The organism is Trinickia dabaoshanensis (assembly GCF_002879885.1).
GTDB classification, from domain to species: Bacteria; Pseudomonadota; Gammaproteobacteria; order Burkholderiales; family Burkholderiaceae; genus Trinickia; species Trinickia dabaoshanensis.
Map to the genome: position 1 here is coordinate 15,626 of NZ_PNYA01000019.1, position 15,729 is coordinate 31,354.

Below are 15,729 nucleotides of genomic sequence, written 5' to 3' on the forward strand. Positions count from 1 at the left end.
GATTCGGAGAACAGCATGCGTTTGATCCTGTTGGGCGCGCCGGGCGCGGGCAAGGGTACCCAGGCCAACTACATCAAAGAACAATTCGGGATCCCGCAGATTTCGACCGGCGACATGCTGCGCGCCGCCGTCAAGGCCGGCTCGCCGCTCGGCGTCGAAGCCAAGCGCTTCATGGACGCGGGCGAGCTCGTGCCGGACACGCTCATCATCAATCTGGTGAAGGAGCGCCTGCTCGAGGCCGACTGCAAGAACGGTTACCTGTTCGACGGTTTCCCGCGCACGCTGCCGCAAGCGGAAGCGATGAAGGAAGCCGGCGTCGCGATCGACTACGTGCTCGAGATCGACGTGCCGTTCGACGAAATCATCGTCCGCATGAGCGGCCGCCGCACGCACCCGCAATCGGGCCGCACCTATCACGTCAAGTTCAATCCGCCGAAGGTCGAAGGCCTGGACGACGTCACGGGCGAGCCGCTGATCCAGCGCGACGACGACAAGGAAGAGACCGTGAAAAAGCGTCTCGACGTCTACGTCTCCCAAACGAAGCCGCTTGTCGACTACTACCAGCAATGGGCACAACGCGGCGTCGAAAACGGTTTGAGCGCGCCGCAGTATCGCCGCATCTCGGGCCTCGGCAGCGTCGAAGAAATCCGTCAACGGGTGTTCGAAGCGTTGAAATAACGCGCCGTCAACCCAGCACAACCCGCCCCTCGAGGCGGGTTTTTTTATGGCCGCGAGCGATTACAATCGTCGGCGGCCCGCAAGCCAACCGGTCACGAGCCGAGCGGCACCGGGAATGCACCCTCTTGAAAAAATGAAAGGAGCACCAGCATGGAGATTCGCGGCAACGCATTTTTGGTCACCGGCGGCGCGTCGGGCCTTGGCGCGGCAACGGCACGGCTCATCGCCGAACACGGCGGCAAGGTCGTCATCGCCGATCTGAACGAAGATGCCGGCACCCAGCTCGCGAGCGAACTTGCGGGCGCGTTCGTCAAATGCGACGTGAGCCGCGAGGCCGACGCCAAGCAAGCCGTCGCAGCGGCCACGCGGCTAGGCCCGCTCGTCGGGCTCGTGAACTGCGCGGGCGTTGCGCCGGCGATCAAGACGGTCGGCAAGGACGGCCCTCACCCGCTCGAGAAGTTTCAACGCACGATCGAGATCAACTTGATCGGCACGTTCAACATGCTGCGGCTCGCCGCTTTCGAGATGGCGAAAAACGAGCCGAACGCAAACGGCGAGCGCGGCGTGATCGTCAACACCGCCTCGGTGGCCGCATTCGACGGACAAATCGGCCAAGCGGCTTATGCCGCATCGAAAAGCGGTGTGGCGGGCATGACGCTGCCGGTCGCGCGCGATCTATCCCGCAATGCGATCCGCGTCATGACGATCGCTCCCGGCATCTTCGAAACGCCGATGCTGCTCGGTATGCCCAAGGAAGTGCAAGACGCGCTGGGCGCGATGGTGCCGTTCCCCCCGCGGCTCGGCAAGCCGGCTGAATACGCGATGCTCGTCAAGCAGATCTTCGACAATCCGATGCTCAACGGCGAAGTGATTCGCCTGGACGGGGCCATCCGCATGCAGCCGAAGTAAATCGGCTCCCCTCGGGCACGGCGTCAAGCGAAAACGCCCGGCCAGCGCGTGCGCGCCGGCCGGGCGTTTCGTTATCGAGCCCCTGTTGCCCTATGCCTCAAACGTCGCCGTGATCGGTGCGCTGACGCAATTCGCTCAACTGCGATTCGACGGCCATCGCATCCTCGGCATCGGGGCAATCTTCCAGATAACGCTCCAGGTCTTCGAGCGCCGGGCGCAGATAATCGAGCCGCGCGTAGGCGAAGCCCCGATCGCGCACTTCCTCGATGTTGCCGGGCAGCAGCACGACGAGCCGCTGTTGCACCGCCAGCAAGCGTTGCCAACGTTCGGACTGCAAATAAACGGACTTCAAGTTGCGCAGCATGCGCGCCACTATCTCGCGCGGCGTGGCGGGCTGCAGCAACATCCGCAAGGCGTTGCCGACCGACTGCTCGGTGTGCGAGATATACGGCTCGAGCATGTCGACCATCTGTGTTTCGGACAGCGACTGCCCCGTGGTCGGATCGAGCATGACGTCGCCTTCGGGCAGGGTGACGCGCAGCAAAAAATGACCGGGGAACGAGACGCCCTTCACCGGCACGCCGATTTGCTCGCCGAGCTCCAAATAAAGCACGGCCAACGAGATCGGAATCCCGCGTCTGCGCTTGAGCACGACATTCAGATGGCTGTTGTCCGGGTCGTAGTAGTCGTTCAGATTGCCCGCGAACCCGAGTTCGCGAAAGAAAAAGCGGTTGAGCGCACCGATTTTTTCAGTCAAATCGGCGCCTTCCGGTAGCCGCCGTTTGATTCGCAGCGCGAGTTCGTCCAACTCCGCGAGCACGCCTTCGAGGTCGAGATCGGGATAGGTGTCCTGCGCGAGCGAAATCGCCGTCTCGGTGAGCGGCAAGCTGTCGTCGTCGGCAACGAGGGTGGCGAAGTAATCGAGTACGGATGTCATGACCGTCACTTGGCACGCCTTCTGAAGTAAGCGTATTTGAAGCCCATGAGCCAAAGCATACTGAAATATAGTGCGGCGAATATCACAAGGCACGCGGCGAGCAGCGCGATGCGCGCGAGCGGGTGATGGCGCAAGCCGATCCAGTCGAAATTGATCGCGCACCAATGCATGGCGCCCGCGAGCATCAACGACGAACCCATTAGTTGCACGAGAAACAGCAGCCACCCGCTCGACGGAGTATAGATCCCGCGCCGGCGCAAACCGATGAATAACAATGAAGCGTTTACGCAAGCGCCGAGCCCGACGCTCAACGTGAGGCCCGCAGGCCCGATGAGCGGGACGAACGCATAGTTGGACAACTGCGTGACGACGAGCACGACGACGCCGATTTTCACCGGTGTCTTGATGTCCTGCTTGGCGTAGAAGCCCGGTGCCAGGATCTTGATGAGGATGAGGCCGACGAGACCGACTCCGTAGGCGGCAAGCGCCCGGCCGACCATGACGACGGCATGAGCGTCGAAGCGCCCGTAGTCGAACAGCGCGGCGGTGAGCGGCTCGGCGAACAAGAACAAGGCCAGCGCGCTCGGCATCGCGAGCAAAAACGTCACGCGCAATCCCCAATCGAGCAGCGACGAGTACTCGTGCGGATCCGCGTCCGCATGCGCTTTGGCCAGACTCGGCAGCAAGATCGTGCCGAGCGCGACACCGAGCAAGGCCGTCGGAAACTCCATCAGCCGGTCGGCGTAGTAAATCCAGGAAACGGCGCCCGGCCCGAGACGCGACGCGATATTCGTGTTGATGATCAAACTGAGTTGCGCCACCGAAACGGCGAACGTGGCGGGGACCATCTTGACGAGCACGCGCTTCACGCCGCGGTGCGCGAGCGCGGCGACCGGATTGAAGCCGATGCGCGGCGCCATGTCGATCTTGCGCAGCCCGGGCACCTGCACGAGAAATTGCAAGATCCCGCCGACGATGACGGCCCAAGCCAGCGCATAGACCGGCACCTTCATGTGCGGCGCGACAAAAGCGGCGGCGATGATGAACACGACGTTCAGCAATACCGGCGCGAAGGCCGGCAGCGAAAACGTGCCGTAGGTATTCAGCACGCCGGCGGCGAGCGTCGTCAGCGAAATGAAGATGATGTACGGGAACATGATCCGCGTCATCGTCACCGCGAGCGCGAATGCCTGGCCGTCCGCGCGCAGACCCGATGCGACCGCGTAGACGACCCACGTCGCCCCGGCCACGCCGAGCAAAGACACGACGGCGAGCATCCAGGCGAGGACGGTGGACATCGCATCGACGAGCGCTTTGGTGGGATCGTGCCCTTGCTGGTTCTTGAATTCGGCCAGGATCGGCACGAATGCTTGCGAGAACGCCCCCTCGGCGGACAGGCGCCGCAAAAGGTTCGGAATACGGAAGGCGACGTAGAATGCGTCGGTGAATTGACTGGCGCCGAACGCGCGGGCGATCAGCGTTTCGCGGGCCAGTCCGGTCACGCGCGACAGCAGCGTGAAGCCGCTGACCGTCAGCAGGGCTCGGAAGAGATTCATGGGGCGCAATTATACGGACACCGGCCGCCGCGCCGCCCGCTTCGGGTATCGGCGAAATGCGCCATCGCCGGCGTGGCGGGTTAGAGGACGTCGGGCGGGCAGCCGAACGCGCATCCGGCCCCCTTCGACAGTGCGCGCCGCCGTGGGTTGCAGCAGTGCAGCATCCCGAGCGCGCTTGCCATCTATCTGATTTTGTTGCTATACTCGCGCGTTTCGAAGCTCGACCTCGGTCGCCGACCGGCCTTTCCTCGTTTTCGGCCGGCCCCGGTAGCTGGCTCAGAGGCCGGCTAAGGACCCCATGGCGGGCGCCGGCTAGTGGTCGCTAGGCGCCGTATTCGCGGTGAATCGCGAAAACCTCGAATACGCTTCGCCGATGTTTTTGCACTTCCGGGCAATCGCTTCCGGAAGTTTGGACCAAAAAGCGGCACTCGATCGACCTACCGGCCGGGCGCCGAAACAGTACAGGACAAGGAACTCTCATGGCTAACTCCGCACAAGCACGCAAGCGCGCCCGTCAGGCCGCCAAGGCGAACTCGCACAACTCGGCTCTGCGCTCGAAGTACCGCACGGCGGTCAAGGCCGTTCGCAAGGCGATCGAAGCCGGCGACCAAGCCAAGGCAGCGGAGCTCTTCCGCGCGTCGGCTAAGACGATGGACATCATCGCCGACAAGAAGATCGTTCACAAGAACAAGGCTGCTCGCCATAAGAGCCGCCTGGCTGCGGCCATCAAGGGCCTGCAAGCCGCAGCGTAAGCTGCGCTAGCCCCGAACGGGGGCTTCGCTAGCGATCGATCGACCCGCTTCGCCCTGCTCGACAGGCGAAGCGATCGCCGATGTAAGCTGCAACAAAAAAGCCTGCAATGCTCACATTGCAGGCTTTTTTGCGCTTCGCTTCTTTTTGCGCTTCTGTTGGTACGTCGTTCTCGCCCGACCGTCATCCGGCGCGGCCGGGCGACCAAGGCCGGGCGCGCCGGCCCGTTAAGCCTTGCGCGAGGCGCCGTGATCGTCAGGCAATTCGCACGCTTCCGTGACGACGAGATCGTTGTCCTTGGCGAAATTCATGACGAAGTCGAACGCCATCGGCTCGATTTCACGCAAACGCGAATCGAGAATCACGCACTTCAGATCGCCGAGGAGGATGGGGCGGACGTAGCGCGAGTATTGCAACCGCGCATTGGGCCCTTGAGCGCCGGGACCATAGCAGGACATGACCCCTGCCAGACGCTCGGACCAATCACTGGGCCGAAATTTCTTTCCGCCTTTCGTGATGCCTTGAATGAAGAATTCAGTGTGGGGTGCTTCGGCCATGTAACAAACCCATGAGACTTGCCCGAAGCCTGCCCGCCGGGCTTGGGAAAACTCGTCGATTATACCACCGCAACGCGCTTTTGCCGCACCGCACACAAACGGAGCATACCGCGCGGCGCAGGCGCGCAAGCGGGCCGCCCGGCTCGTCAAAATTGCCGAAATCCTTTATGCTGCTTGCAGTTACCACATTCGACGGCGGCGCCGTCCGGTGCTCACGCGCCGGGTGAAGCCCGCCGTATTCGTTTCATGGCCGCCAAACAAATCCGTCACTACCTCCAGTTCAACGACTTCTCCCGGGACGACTACGAGTACGTGCTAGAACGCGCGCGCATTTTGAAACGCAAGTTCAAGAACTACGAGACGTATCACCCGCTGCACGACCGTACGCTTGCGATGATCTTCGAGAAGAACTCGACCCGCACGCGCCTCTCGTTCGAAGCCGGTATCTTCCAGCTAGGCGGCCATGCCGTCTTCATGAGCACGCGCGATACCCAACTGGGCCGCGGCGAGCCGATCGAAGACGCCGCGCAGGTCATTTCGCGGATGGTGGACATCATCATGATCCGCACGTTCGGCCAGGACATCATTCGCCGGTTCGCGGAAAATTCGCGCGTGCCCGTCATCAATGGGCTGACGAACGAATATCACCCGTGCCAGGTGCTCGCCGATATTTTTACGTTCTACGAGCATCGGGGTCCGATCGCAGGCAAGACGGTGGCGTGGGTCGGCGACGCGAACAACATGCTCTACACGTGGATCGAAGCCGCGCAGATTCTCGGCTTCAAGCTGCGCGTGTCCACGCCGCCGGGCTACAAGCTCGATCCGGCGCTCGTGGCGGCCGAAAGCGCGCCGTTCTTCGAGGAATTCGCCGATCCGAACGAAGCGTGCCGGGGCGCCGATCTCGTCACGACCGATGTCTGGACCAGCATGGGCTTCGAAGCCGAAAACGAAGCGCGTAAAGCAGCGTTCGCCGACTGGTGTGTCGATGGCGACATGATGGCGGTCGCTCGTCCCGACGCCTTGTTCATGCACTGTCTTCCCGCTCATCGCGGCGAGGAGGTCACGGCGGAAGTGATCGACGGCCCGCAAAGCGTCGTCTGGGACGAGGCGGAAAACCGGCTGCATGTTCAAAAGGCACTGATGGAGTTCTTGCTGCTCGGCAAGCTCAATCACTGAAATACCGAACCGGGGCGCCGCTTTCGCCCCGTTATTTCCTCAAACGACGACCGGTTCCGGTTCGAGCTCCACGCCGAAGCGCGCGCGCACATCGCTTTGAATGGCTCGAGCGAGCGCAAGCACTTCGGCGCCTGTCGCGCCGCCGCGATTGACCAAAACGAGCGCCTGCCGTTCGTGAACCGCCGCGGCGCCCATCGCCCGGCCCTTCCACCCGCATCGATCGATGAGCCACCCGGCCGCCAGCTTCACGCGGCCATCGGCTTGCGGATACGACACGAGTTGCGGCGCGCGCGCGCGCAGCGCATCGAACGCCGCCGCATCGACGACCGGATTTTTGAAAAAACTGCCTGCGTTGCCGAGCACGGCCGGATCAGGCAACTTCGCGCGGCGCACCGCGACCACGGCATCGAAAATCGCCTGCGGCGTGGCCGCGCCTGCGCCCGCCTCGAGGGCGCGCGCAACGTCCGCATAGTCGGCGCGTGCGGTCCACGCCTTCGGCAACCGAAACGTCACCGCCGTAATCGCAAAGCGATCGCGCCCGTCGCGCTTGAAATAACTATCTCGGTAGCCGAAGCGGCATCGCGCCGCATCGAGCTCCACGACATCGCCGCTCGCCAGTTCGATCGCGCGCAACGAATGAAAGCGCTCGGCCATCTCGAGCCCGTATGCGCCGATGTTTTGGATCGGCGCGGCCCCCACCGTGCCGGGGATCAGCGCCAAATTCTCCAGGCCGGGAAAACCGTTCGCCAGCGTCCACGCGACGAACCCGTGCCAGTTCTCCCCCGCGGCCGCTTCCACGTACCATGCATCGTCGTCCTCGCGTACGAGGCGCTTGCCCGCGAGCGCAACCAGCAAGACGACGCCGTCGAAATCGCGCGTGAACACGACGTTGCTGCCGCCACCGAGCACGAGGTGCGGCGCGCCGGCCACGCGGGGGTCGCGCAGCGCGGCGACGAATTGGCCCGGCGATTGAACGCGGCAAAACCAGCGCGCGCGCGCATCGAAGCCGAACGTGTTGTAAGCGCGCAGCGATTGGTCGGGAACAAGCACCAGCGAATCGGAATCGGAATCAGGAAAGGGCATCGGCGAAAAGCGCGCTTGCGCTGCAGCGTCGGGATAACCGTCGCACAATGCGACGTATCGCGCGGTGCGAATGCGGCCCCGGCGTTTTCTAGGAAGAAAGGCGTCGGTAAAATGGCGTTCGGTCGAGATTATAGCGAGTGCTCGCGCCGCATCAGCGGTCGATGCGCGGGCACGCAAGCCATGCATGCGGCGGTCGGTGCCGCCGTTCAAAACACAAGTCGGGAGAAATGAATATGCCGTCGTTCGATGTCGTCTGCGAAGCCAACATGGTCGAAGTCAAAAACACGATCGAGCAATCGAACAAGGAAATCTCAACGCGGTTCGACTTCAAAGGGTCGGACGCGCGCGTCGAACAAAAGGAACGCGAACTGACGATGTTCGCCGACGACGACTTCAAACTCGGCCAAGTGAAGGACGTCCTGCTCTCGAAAATGGCCAAGCGTAACGTCGACGTGCGTTTCCTCGAATACGGCAAGATCGAAAAGATCGGCGGCGACAAGGTCAAGCAAATCGTCACGATCAAGAAAGGCGTGTCCGGTGATCTGGCCAAGAAGATCGTGAGGCTCGTGAAGGACAGCAAGATCAAGGTTCAGGCGAGCATTCAGGGCGATGCCGTACGGGTGACGGGCACCAAGCGCGACGATCTGCAAAGCGTCATCGCGCTGCTGCGCAAAGACGTGACCGATACCCCGCTCGACTTCAACAACTTCCGCGACTGACGCGCGCGGGGGACCCGGCACCGCGCCCACGGCTGCGGCCCGGCGCGGGCTCGAGCGCCTAGCCGCGACTACCGCGGCCGTCCGCGCTCAATGCTTGCGCGCATGCGCCTCGCCCGCATCGGCCTTCGCGGCCGCTTGCGCCCCGCTCTTCTTATCGCCGATCCGGCTCTCGGTGCCGGCGATCAATTTCCCGATGTTGGCGCGATGGCGCCACACGAGCAGCGCGCTCATCGCGAAGACGGACCAGGCAATCTCGTTCTCGCCGAACAAGAAGATGTCGAACAGCGGCGCGAATACCGCGGATACGAGCGCCGCGAGCGACGAATAGCGCATGAAGAACGCGACGATGAGCCAGGTCAACGCGGTGGCGAGGCCCAGCACCGGATGAATCGCGAGCAGCACGCCGGCGGCCGTCGCCACCCCTTTGCCGCCTTTGAATTTGAAGAAGACCGGATACAGGTGACCGAGGAAGACGGCGATCGCGGCCAACGCCACGGCCGTATCGCCCAAGCCGAAGCGAGGCCCGACGCGCGTAACGAGCCAAACGGCCAGCCAGCCTTTGAATGCGTCGCCGAGAAGCGTCAGGATAGCCGCGGTCTTATTGCCGCTGCGCAGCACGTTCGTCGCGCCGGGGTTCTTCGATCCGTAGGAACGGGGATCGGCCAGCCCCATCGCGGCGCTGACGATCACGGCGAACGAGATCGATCCGATCAAATAGGCGGCAACGGTGGCGATCAACAATGACATAGGGGGGGCTCTTTCGACTTAGCGGGCAAAACGCGCGGGCGCGCGGGCGGCTCATTCTACCGAACGGCGCGGCTCAATCGACGCTCGCGCATTGCACGGGGCGCGCGCCGAGCAGCGACGTCAATACCGACGGCGCGAGGCTGATCAAATAGCCTCGACGCCCGCCGTTCAGATAGATCGAGTCGAGTTCGAGAATGCTCGATTCGACATAAACGGGCATCGTCTTTTTCGTGCCGAACGGCGACGTGCCGCCGACCAAGTAACCGGAATGCCGGTTGGCCACCTCGGGCTTGCAGGGCTCGACGCGCTTCGCGCCGATCTGACGCGCCAGGTTCTTGGTCGAGACGGTGCGATCGCCATGCATCAAGACGATCAGCGGCTTCGCGCTTTCGTCTTCCATGACGAGCGTCTTGACGACGCAGTGTTCGTCCACGCCGAGCTGGCGCGCCGATTCGCCGGTCCCGCCGTGCTCGACGTAGTCGTAGGGATGCTCGCCGAAGCGCACGTCATGGCGCCGCAAGAACTGCGTCGCCGGGGTCTCCGAAACATGTTTGCTTTTGCTCATCGGCGCATTGTAAGCGCAACCGCGCGCGCGTTCACCGGGGGCGAGCGCCGCTGTCCTCATCCGCGCGGATGATGCGTCGCATGCAGTATCTTCAAGCGCTCGCGCGCGACGTGGGTATAGATTTGCGTCGTCGAGATATCGGCATGGCCGAGCAATAGCTGTACGACGCGCAAGTCGGCCCCGTGATTGATCAGGTGCGTGGCGAACGCGTGCCGCAGCGTATGCGGAGACAGCGGCGTTTGAACGTCGCCGGCGCGCGCGTGCCGCTTGATGATGTTCCAGAACTGCTGACGCGTCATGCCGTCGCCGCGCGCCGTCACGAATAGCGCGTCGGCCGCGCGCGCGCCCATGAGCGCCGGGCGGGCGTCGCGCAAATACCGCGCGATCCAGCCGTGCGCCTCTTCGCCGAACGGCACGAGCCGCTCTTTCGAGCCCTTGCCCATCACGCGCACGACGCCTTCGTTCAACCCCACTTCCACGGTCTTGAGCGCGACGAGTTCGCTGACGCGCAAACCGCTCGCGTACATGAGCTCGAGCATCGTGCGGTCGCGCAGGCCGAGGGCCGTATCGACGTCGGGGGCCGCCAGAAGGGCCTCGACTTGCGCCTCGGACAACGTCGAGGGGAAGCGCGGCGCCTGCATCGCCGAGCGGATGCGCATCGTCGGATCGACGCTGACGCGATGCTCGCGCAAGGCCCACGCGTAGTAGCGGCGAAAGACGGAAAGCCGGCGATTCGACGACGTCGCCTTGCCGTCGCTACGGGCGGCGATGTAACCGTTGATGTGCCGCTCGAGCGCCGCATCGATGCCTACGCGATGCGTGCGGGCGAGCCAATCGGCGAATAGACGCAAGTCACGGCCGTACGCATCGAGCGTATTGCGCGAGAGCCCGTGCTCGAGCCAGAGCGCATCGGCGAACGCATCGATCGAGCGCGTGTTGGCGCTTAGCAATGCGAGCACGGCCGGGTCGGCCGGCGCCTCGTCCGGCCCCTGCGTTGGAGGCGCGGCCAGCGCCGCCGTACCTGCCGCGTCCGCCGTATCAGATGCCTCGCTCATAGCGCGAGCGCCAGTTGGCTGCTTTCGTGCGCGATCAGCCAGCGTTTGACGCGCGGATAAAAGCCGTCCCCCGCGTGATGCGAAAACCCGCCTAGGCCGTTCGCCCCCACCACGCGATGGCAAGGCACCACGAGCGGAAAGGGATTGTCGCCGCAGGCCTGGCCCACGGCGCGCGCCACGCCGCCCACTCGAGCCGCGAGCGCGCCGTAGCTCATGACGCTGCCGAGCGGGATCTCGCACATGGCCTGCCAGACGCGACGCTGAAACGGCGTGCCGGCAGCGGCGAGCGGCAAATCGAACGGCGCACGCGCATCGCCGAGATAACGCTCGATCTGCCGCGCGGCAAGCTCGGCGATCGGCGAATCGGGCGCGCGAGCGGCGACTGAATCCTCGAGATAGACGATCGATCGCACGACGCCGGCAACAGCATCGACTTCGATTCCGACTTTGCCGAACGGTGCGCCCACGACGGCGTGATACATCGATTCTCTCCGGTGAATGGCGGCGGCTTCCACGCCTCGTAGCTTACGCCGCTTGCAGCGCCCATTGCACGTGCTCGCGCACGAGCGGCGACGGATCTTGCGCGCGTGCGCGCAGCGCTTGGACGATTCGCTCGCGCGCCTCACTGCTCGGCGCCGCGGGCTCGGCGGCTCGCGCGTGCACCGGCGCCGGCGCCGCGCTGCTCGGGGGCCGCAGCCCGGCGCGTAGCGCATTGCCCATCGCCACGGCCAGGTTGCGCAGCCACCGTTCGTAGCCGATGCGCCGGATGGCGCTGCCTTGCATCCGCGTATCGAACTCTTCGGCGCTCCAGGCGAACAAGTCCGCCAGCGTAGCGCGATCGAGCCCGTGACGCACGTCGAAGTCGTCGACCGGCGCCGGCTGCGCGAATTTGTTCCAAGGGCAGACGAGCTGGCAATCGTCGCACCCGTAGATTCGATTGCCGATCAGCGGCCGCAACGGTTCGGGAATGCTGCCCTTCAACTCGATCGTCAAGTACGAGATACAGCGGCGCGCGTCGACGCGATACGGGCCGACGATCGCGCCGGTCGGGCATGCATCGATGCAGCGCGTGCACTGCCCGCAATGCGCGCCGGCCTCGCGCGTCGCCCGCTCGGGATCCGTCTGAGCATCGGCCGGCAAAGCGAGGTCGACGTAGATCTCGCCGAGGAAAAAGAGCGAACCCGCGTCGCGCTCGAGCAGCAGCGTGTGCTTGCCGCGCCAACCGACGCCGGCCTTTTGCGCGAGCGCCACCTCCAGCACGGGTGCCGAATCGGTGAAAACGCGATAGCCGTAGGCGCCCACCACACGCTCGATGCGCTCGGCCAATTGCTGCAGACGCTGGCGCATCACCTTGTGATAATCGCGCCCACGCGCATAGATAGAGACGACGGCCGCCGCCGGGTCGCCGAGCCGCGCCAGTTCGCGCGCGCGCCAATCGCCGCCCGTCGCGCGCGGCTCGCCTGACGATGCGCTTACATCGGGCTCCGGGGAGAACGCGGCGGCCGGCAAATAGGCCATGCGGGCCGTGATCACACGTCGCGTGCCGGCCACAAGCTCGGCCGGCCGTGCGCGTTTGGCGCCATGTTTGGCCATATAATCCATCTCGCCGTGGCAGCCCGCCTCGAGCCAGGCGGTCAGCGCCGCTTCGGCATCGGACAAATCGGTGTCGCTGATGCCGACGGCCGAAAAGCCCAGCTCGAGGCCCCACGCTTTGATTTGCCGCGCCAGCGCCGCGAGCGCGGCGTCGTCGAGGGGCGGCGCCCGATCGTCGGCGCCGCCGCCCGCTTCGGCCTCGCCGAGCGTACGCGCGCCATGGGCGGCCTGTTCCGGACTTCGTTTCATCCCGCTATTTTACGAGAATGCCCGCCGCGCCCGCACCGTCGTTTTTTCCGCCCGCGAAAGCGCTTCTCGAGCGCAGCTTCCCGCTCGACGACCTCGCGGCCACCGATGCGTTCGGCGCGCGTTTCGCGCAGGCGATCGCGCAGGTCCGGCGGCTTCCCGGCTTTAGCGGTCTGCAGGTGCAGCTACTGGGCGACCTCGGCGCGGGCAAGACCACGCTCGTGCGCGCGACACTGGCCGGCTTCGGGCACAAGGGCCGCGTGCGCAGCCCGACCTATACGCTCGTCGAACCGTACACCCTCGCGTTGAACAACGGGGAACTCGAGCTCTATCACTTCGATCTCTACCGCTTCGCCGATCCGGCGGAGTGGGCCGACGCGGGCTTTCGGGAATATTTCGATGCGGGCGCGGTCTGCCTCGTCGAATGGCCGCAAAAGGCCGGAGCCCTGCTGGGCACGCCCGATCTCGTGTTCGCGCTCGAGCCCATCGACGACGATCGGCGCCGGCTCGACGCCCGCGCCTATAGCGAATCAGGAAAAGCATGTCTCGAAAGATGTTGATCAAGCCGTTCAAGTCGATCGAATCGGCCGCGACGGCCACTCACAACTGGCGCCGCCGCCAAGTGCTGCGCGCGGGCGCCTCGACGCTCGTGCTCGGGCTCGCGTCCTCGCTCGCTTTGCCCCGCCTCGCGCTGGCCAGTTCCGTGCTCGGCGTGCGGGTTTGGCCGGCGCGCGACTACACGCGCGTGACGATCGAGTCCGATCAACCGCTGCAAACCACGCAGCAACTGCTGCAAGGGCCCGATCGCCTGGTCGTCGATTTGAACGGTCTAGATCTGGACCAGGCGCTGCGCGATCTCGTCTCGAAGATCACGCCGAACGACCCGCAAATCCAAACGGTGCGCGTGGGGCAGTTTCAGCCGCATGTCGTGCGGCTCGTGTTCGACTTGAAGGGTTCGGTCAAGCCGCAGGTATTTTCGTTGCCGCCCGTGGGCAGCTACCGCTATCGGCTCGTGCTCGATTTGTACCCGACGGTCGCCCCCGATCCGCTGATGGAATTGCTGGCCGAGACCGAGCGCAAGGAAAAGCGCTTGGACCAAAGCGCGCGCAGCGCGGATGCCATGCAAACGCCCGCGCCGCTCGCGGGGCCTGCGGGACCCAATGCGGGCCCGGCCTCGCCGCCGTCCGCGCAGGACAACAGCGATGCGTTCTTCGAGCGCTACGCGCAGAACACGCAACCGGGCGAAACCGGCACGCCCGCCCCGAGCGCGAGCGGCCCGAACCCGAGCGGCGGCGCCACGCGCAAGGCGCCGAAACCCGCGGCCGAGCCGCCCACGCTCGCCCAACGCAAGAGCGGCCCGAGCAAGAGCGAGGACGCCGCGAAAGACGGCCTCGAAGGGGGCGACGCCTATGCGTTCACGGCGCCGAAGTCGGGCAAGACCGTGCGCTTGCTGACCGTGGCGATCGATCCGGGCCACGGCGGCGAGGACCCGGGCGCGATCGGCAGCGCCGGCACGTACGAAAAGCACGTGGCGCTCGATATCGCCAAGAAGCTGCGCGCGCTGATCGACGCGCAGCCGAACATGCGCTCGATGATGACGCGCGATGCCGACTTCTTCGTCCCGCTGAACGTGCGCGTGCAAAAGGCACGACGCGTCGGCGCCGATCTGTTCGTCTCCATCCATGCCGATGCCTTCACCACGCCCGAGGCGCGCGGCTCGTCGGTCTTCGCGCTGTCCGAGCACGGAGCGACGAGCGCGGCGGCCCGTTGGATGGCGAATCGGGAGAATTCGTCCGATCAGATCGGCGGCATCAACGTGAAGACGCAAGACGAAACCGTCAATCGCGCCCTGTTCGACATGTCCACGACGGCGCAAATCCGAGACTCCCTGCGCTACGGCAATTTCGTGCTCAAGGAAGTGGGCGAGATCAACAAGCTGCACAAGGGATCGGTGGAACAGGCGGGCTTCGCAGTACTGAAGGCGCCCGATATCCCGTCGATCCTCGTCGAAACCGCCTTCATCAGCAACCCGGACGAAGAAAAGCGTTTGAACGACGACGGCTACCGCGCCGAGATGGCCAACGCCATCCTCAAGGGCATCAAGCGCTACTTCGCGGCCAATCCGCCGCTTGCCAAGAACCGCATGGCGTGACGGGGCATCGGCCCGCGCATCCCCGCGCGGGCCGCGGCGGCGGATCGGCGAGGCGAAGTACAATGATCGGCCCCCATCCCTCGCAGGGAGTGCGCCGTGCCGACATCCGTAAAAGCCATCCTCAAGCCGACGCAGCGCGACATCGGCAGCCTCTTGGTCCGCCGGGTCCTACCGGCGCTGGCGGCGCGGCTCGTCGGCCCGTTCATTTTTTTCGATCATATGGGCCCCGCCGCTTACGCGCCGGGCACGGGCGTGGACGTGCGTCCGCATCCGCACATCGGGCTCGCCACCGTCACGTTTCTGTTCGAAGGCGCGATGCTTCATCGCGACAGCATCGGCTCCGTGCAGAAGATCACGCCCGGAGACGTCAATTGGATGACGGCCGGCCGCGGCATCGTCCACTCCGAACGGACGCCCGACGAAGAGCGGCGCCAAGGCCAGGTGATGCACGGAATCCAAACGTGGGTGGCGCTGCCGCTCGCGCATGAAGACGACGAACCGTCGTTCGAGCACCACGGCGCGGCGACGCTGCCGCAAACCGAACGCAACGGCGTCACGCTCACCGTGATCGCCGGCAGCGCCTTCGGCTTGCAAGCCCCCACGCGAACCTACTCGCCCACGCTATACGTCGCGGCGAACTTCGCCCCCGACGGCGCGCTCGCGCTGACGCCCGAGCACGAGGAGCGCGGTGTCTATCTCGTCGACGGCGACCTTGCGATCGACGGCGAACCGTTGGAGCCGCATCACATGGCGGTGCTCGTGCCCGGCGAAACGGCGACGCTCGCGAGCCGTGCGGGCGCGACGGTCATGTTGCTCGGCGGCGCGAAACTCGACGGCGAACGCTTCATCGAATGGAATTTCGTGGCGAGTTCGCGTGAAAAGATCGCCGGCGCCAAGGCGGCTTGGGCCGCGCAGACGATGGGCCGGGTGCCCGGCGAGACGGAATGGATCCCGCTGCCCGAGCGCGGGGCCAAGCCGCCGCAAGGTTGAAACGACGCGAACCGTA

General features: G+C 64.9%; 17 protein-coding genes. 8 read left to right on the plus strand and 9 right to left on the minus strand.

Features of this window, described 5'->3' with window-relative positions; translation table 11 throughout:
• The first annotated feature begins 15 nt into the window (after positions 1-15).
• Both adk and C0Z18_RS19970 read left to right on the plus strand, forming a co-directional pair.
• Positions 16-678, plus strand: coding sequence for an adenylate kinase (gene adk / locus C0Z18_RS19965; RefSeq protein ID WP_102647167.1), 663 nt, complete (start codon positions 16-18; stop codon positions 676-678).
• Between the two features lie 150 nt (positions 679-828).
• On the plus strand, positions 829-1,587 hold the full coding sequence (locus C0Z18_RS19970; RefSeq protein ID WP_102647168.1) for a 3-hydroxyacyl-CoA dehydrogenase: 759 nt from the start codon (positions 829-831) through the stop codon (positions 1,585-1,587).
• A 97-nt stretch (positions 1,588-1,684) separates the two neighbouring features.
• Here C0Z18_RS19970 and C0Z18_RS19975 read toward each other — a convergent pair whose 3' ends face one another.
• Positions 1,685-2,524, minus strand: coding sequence for a SirB1 family protein (locus C0Z18_RS19975; protein WP_102647285.1), 840 nt, complete (start codon positions 2,522-2,524; stop codon positions 1,685-1,687).
• A gap of 5 nt (positions 2,525-2,529) precedes the next feature.
• The gene (murJ, locus tag C0Z18_RS19980; protein WP_102647169.1) at positions 2,530-4,080 is read right to left on the minus strand and encodes a murein biosynthesis integral membrane protein MurJ; all 1,551 of its coding nucleotides are present in this window, start codon (positions 4,078-4,080) and stop codon (positions 2,530-2,532) included.
• Positions 4,081-4,559: 479 nt separating this feature from the next.
• Between murJ and rpsT the strand changes: the two genes are divergently transcribed.
• The gene (rpsT, locus tag C0Z18_RS19985; protein WP_102647170.1) at positions 4,560-4,832 is read left to right on the plus strand and encodes a 30S ribosomal protein S20; all 273 of its coding nucleotides are present in this window, start codon (positions 4,560-4,562) and stop codon (positions 4,830-4,832) included.
• A 225-nt stretch (positions 4,833-5,057) separates the two neighbouring features.
• Here rpsT and C0Z18_RS19990 read toward each other — a convergent pair whose 3' ends face one another.
• Positions 5,058-5,387, minus strand: a complete 330-nt coding sequence (locus tag C0Z18_RS19990) for a DUF3579 domain-containing protein (RefSeq protein ID WP_102647171.1) — start codon at positions 5,385-5,387, stop codon at positions 5,058-5,060.
• Positions 5,388-5,633: 246 nt separating this feature from the next.
• Here C0Z18_RS19990 and argF point away from each other — a divergent pair, with 246 nt between their 5' ends.
• Positions 5,634-6,563 (plus strand): ornithine carbamoyltransferase, encoded by a 930-nt coding sequence (gene argF / locus C0Z18_RS19995; RefSeq protein ID WP_102647172.1) that lies wholly within the window; start codon positions 5,634-5,636, stop codon positions 6,561-6,563.
• Positions 6,564-6,602: 39 nt separating this feature from the next.
• Here the strand turns inward: argF and murB are convergent, their stop codons facing one another.
• A complete protein-coding gene (murB, locus tag C0Z18_RS20000; RefSeq protein WP_102647286.1) occupies positions 6,603-7,646 on the minus strand; it encodes a UDP-N-acetylmuramate dehydrogenase in 1,044 nt (347 codons plus the stop codon).
• Between the two features lie 233 nt (positions 7,647-7,879).
• On the opposite strand from murB, the gene C0Z18_RS20005 reads away from it, so the two are divergent.
• On the plus strand, positions 7,880-8,365 hold the full coding sequence (locus C0Z18_RS20005) for a YajQ family cyclic di-GMP-binding protein (protein ID WP_102647287.1): 486 nt from the start codon (positions 7,880-7,882) through the stop codon (positions 8,363-8,365).
• Between the two features lie 87 nt (positions 8,366-8,452).
• Here the strand turns inward: C0Z18_RS20005 and plsY are convergent, their stop codons facing one another.
• The 5 genes from plsY to queG all read right to left on the minus strand — a co-directional run bounded on the left by plsY (position 8,453) and on the right by queG (position 12,574).
• Positions 8,453-9,112, minus strand: a complete 660-nt coding sequence (plsY, locus tag C0Z18_RS20010) for a glycerol-3-phosphate 1-O-acyltransferase PlsY (protein ID WP_102647173.1) — start codon at positions 9,110-9,112, stop codon at positions 8,453-8,455.
• 73 nt (positions 9,113-9,185) lie between these two features.
• Positions 9,186-9,677: a Cys-tRNA(Pro) deacylase gene (gene ybaK / locus C0Z18_RS20015; protein ID WP_102647288.1), complete on the minus strand. Its 492-nt coding sequence runs from the start codon at positions 9,675-9,677 to the stop codon at positions 9,186-9,188.
• Between the two features lie 56 nt (positions 9,678-9,733).
• A complete protein-coding gene (xerD, locus tag C0Z18_RS20020; RefSeq protein WP_102647174.1) occupies positions 9,734-10,732 on the minus strand; it encodes a site-specific tyrosine recombinase XerD in 999 nt (332 codons plus the stop codon).
• Positions 10,729-11,214 carry a methylated-DNA--[protein]-cysteine S-methyltransferase gene (locus C0Z18_RS20025; protein ID WP_102647175.1) on the minus strand — a complete coding sequence of 162 codons (486 nt, stop codon included), beginning with the start codon at positions 11,212-11,214 and terminating at the stop codon, positions 10,729-10,731. Before C0Z18_RS20025 ends, xerD begins: the two co-directional genes overlap by 4 nt.
• Positions 11,215-11,257: 43 nt before the next feature.
• Positions 11,258-12,574: a tRNA epoxyqueuosine(34) reductase QueG gene (gene queG / locus C0Z18_RS20030; RefSeq protein WP_102647176.1), complete on the minus strand. Its 1,317-nt coding sequence runs from the start codon at positions 12,572-12,574 to the stop codon at positions 11,258-11,260.
• A gap of 17 nt (positions 12,575-12,591) precedes the next feature.
• Between queG and tsaE the strand changes: the two genes are divergently transcribed.
• The 3 genes from tsaE (at position 12,592) to C0Z18_RS20045 (ending at position 15,713) form a co-directional block, all read left to right on the plus strand.
• Positions 12,592-13,131: a tRNA (adenosine(37)-N6)-threonylcarbamoyltransferase complex ATPase subunit type 1 TsaE gene (gene tsaE, locus C0Z18_RS20035; RefSeq protein WP_102647177.1), complete on the plus strand. Its 540-nt coding sequence runs from the start codon at positions 12,592-12,594 to the stop codon at positions 13,129-13,131.
• Positions 13,113-14,723: an N-acetylmuramoyl-L-alanine amidase gene (locus C0Z18_RS20040; protein ID WP_102647178.1), complete on the plus strand. Its 1,611-nt coding sequence runs from the start codon at positions 13,113-13,115 to the stop codon at positions 14,721-14,723. The genes tsaE and C0Z18_RS20040 overlap by 19 nt, the downstream gene beginning before the upstream one ends.
• A gap of 96 nt (positions 14,724-14,819) precedes the next feature.
• A complete protein-coding gene (locus C0Z18_RS20045; protein ID WP_102647179.1) occupies positions 14,820-15,713 on the plus strand; it encodes a pirin family protein in 894 nt (297 codons plus the stop codon).
• Positions 15,714-15,729 lie beyond the last annotated feature (16 nt).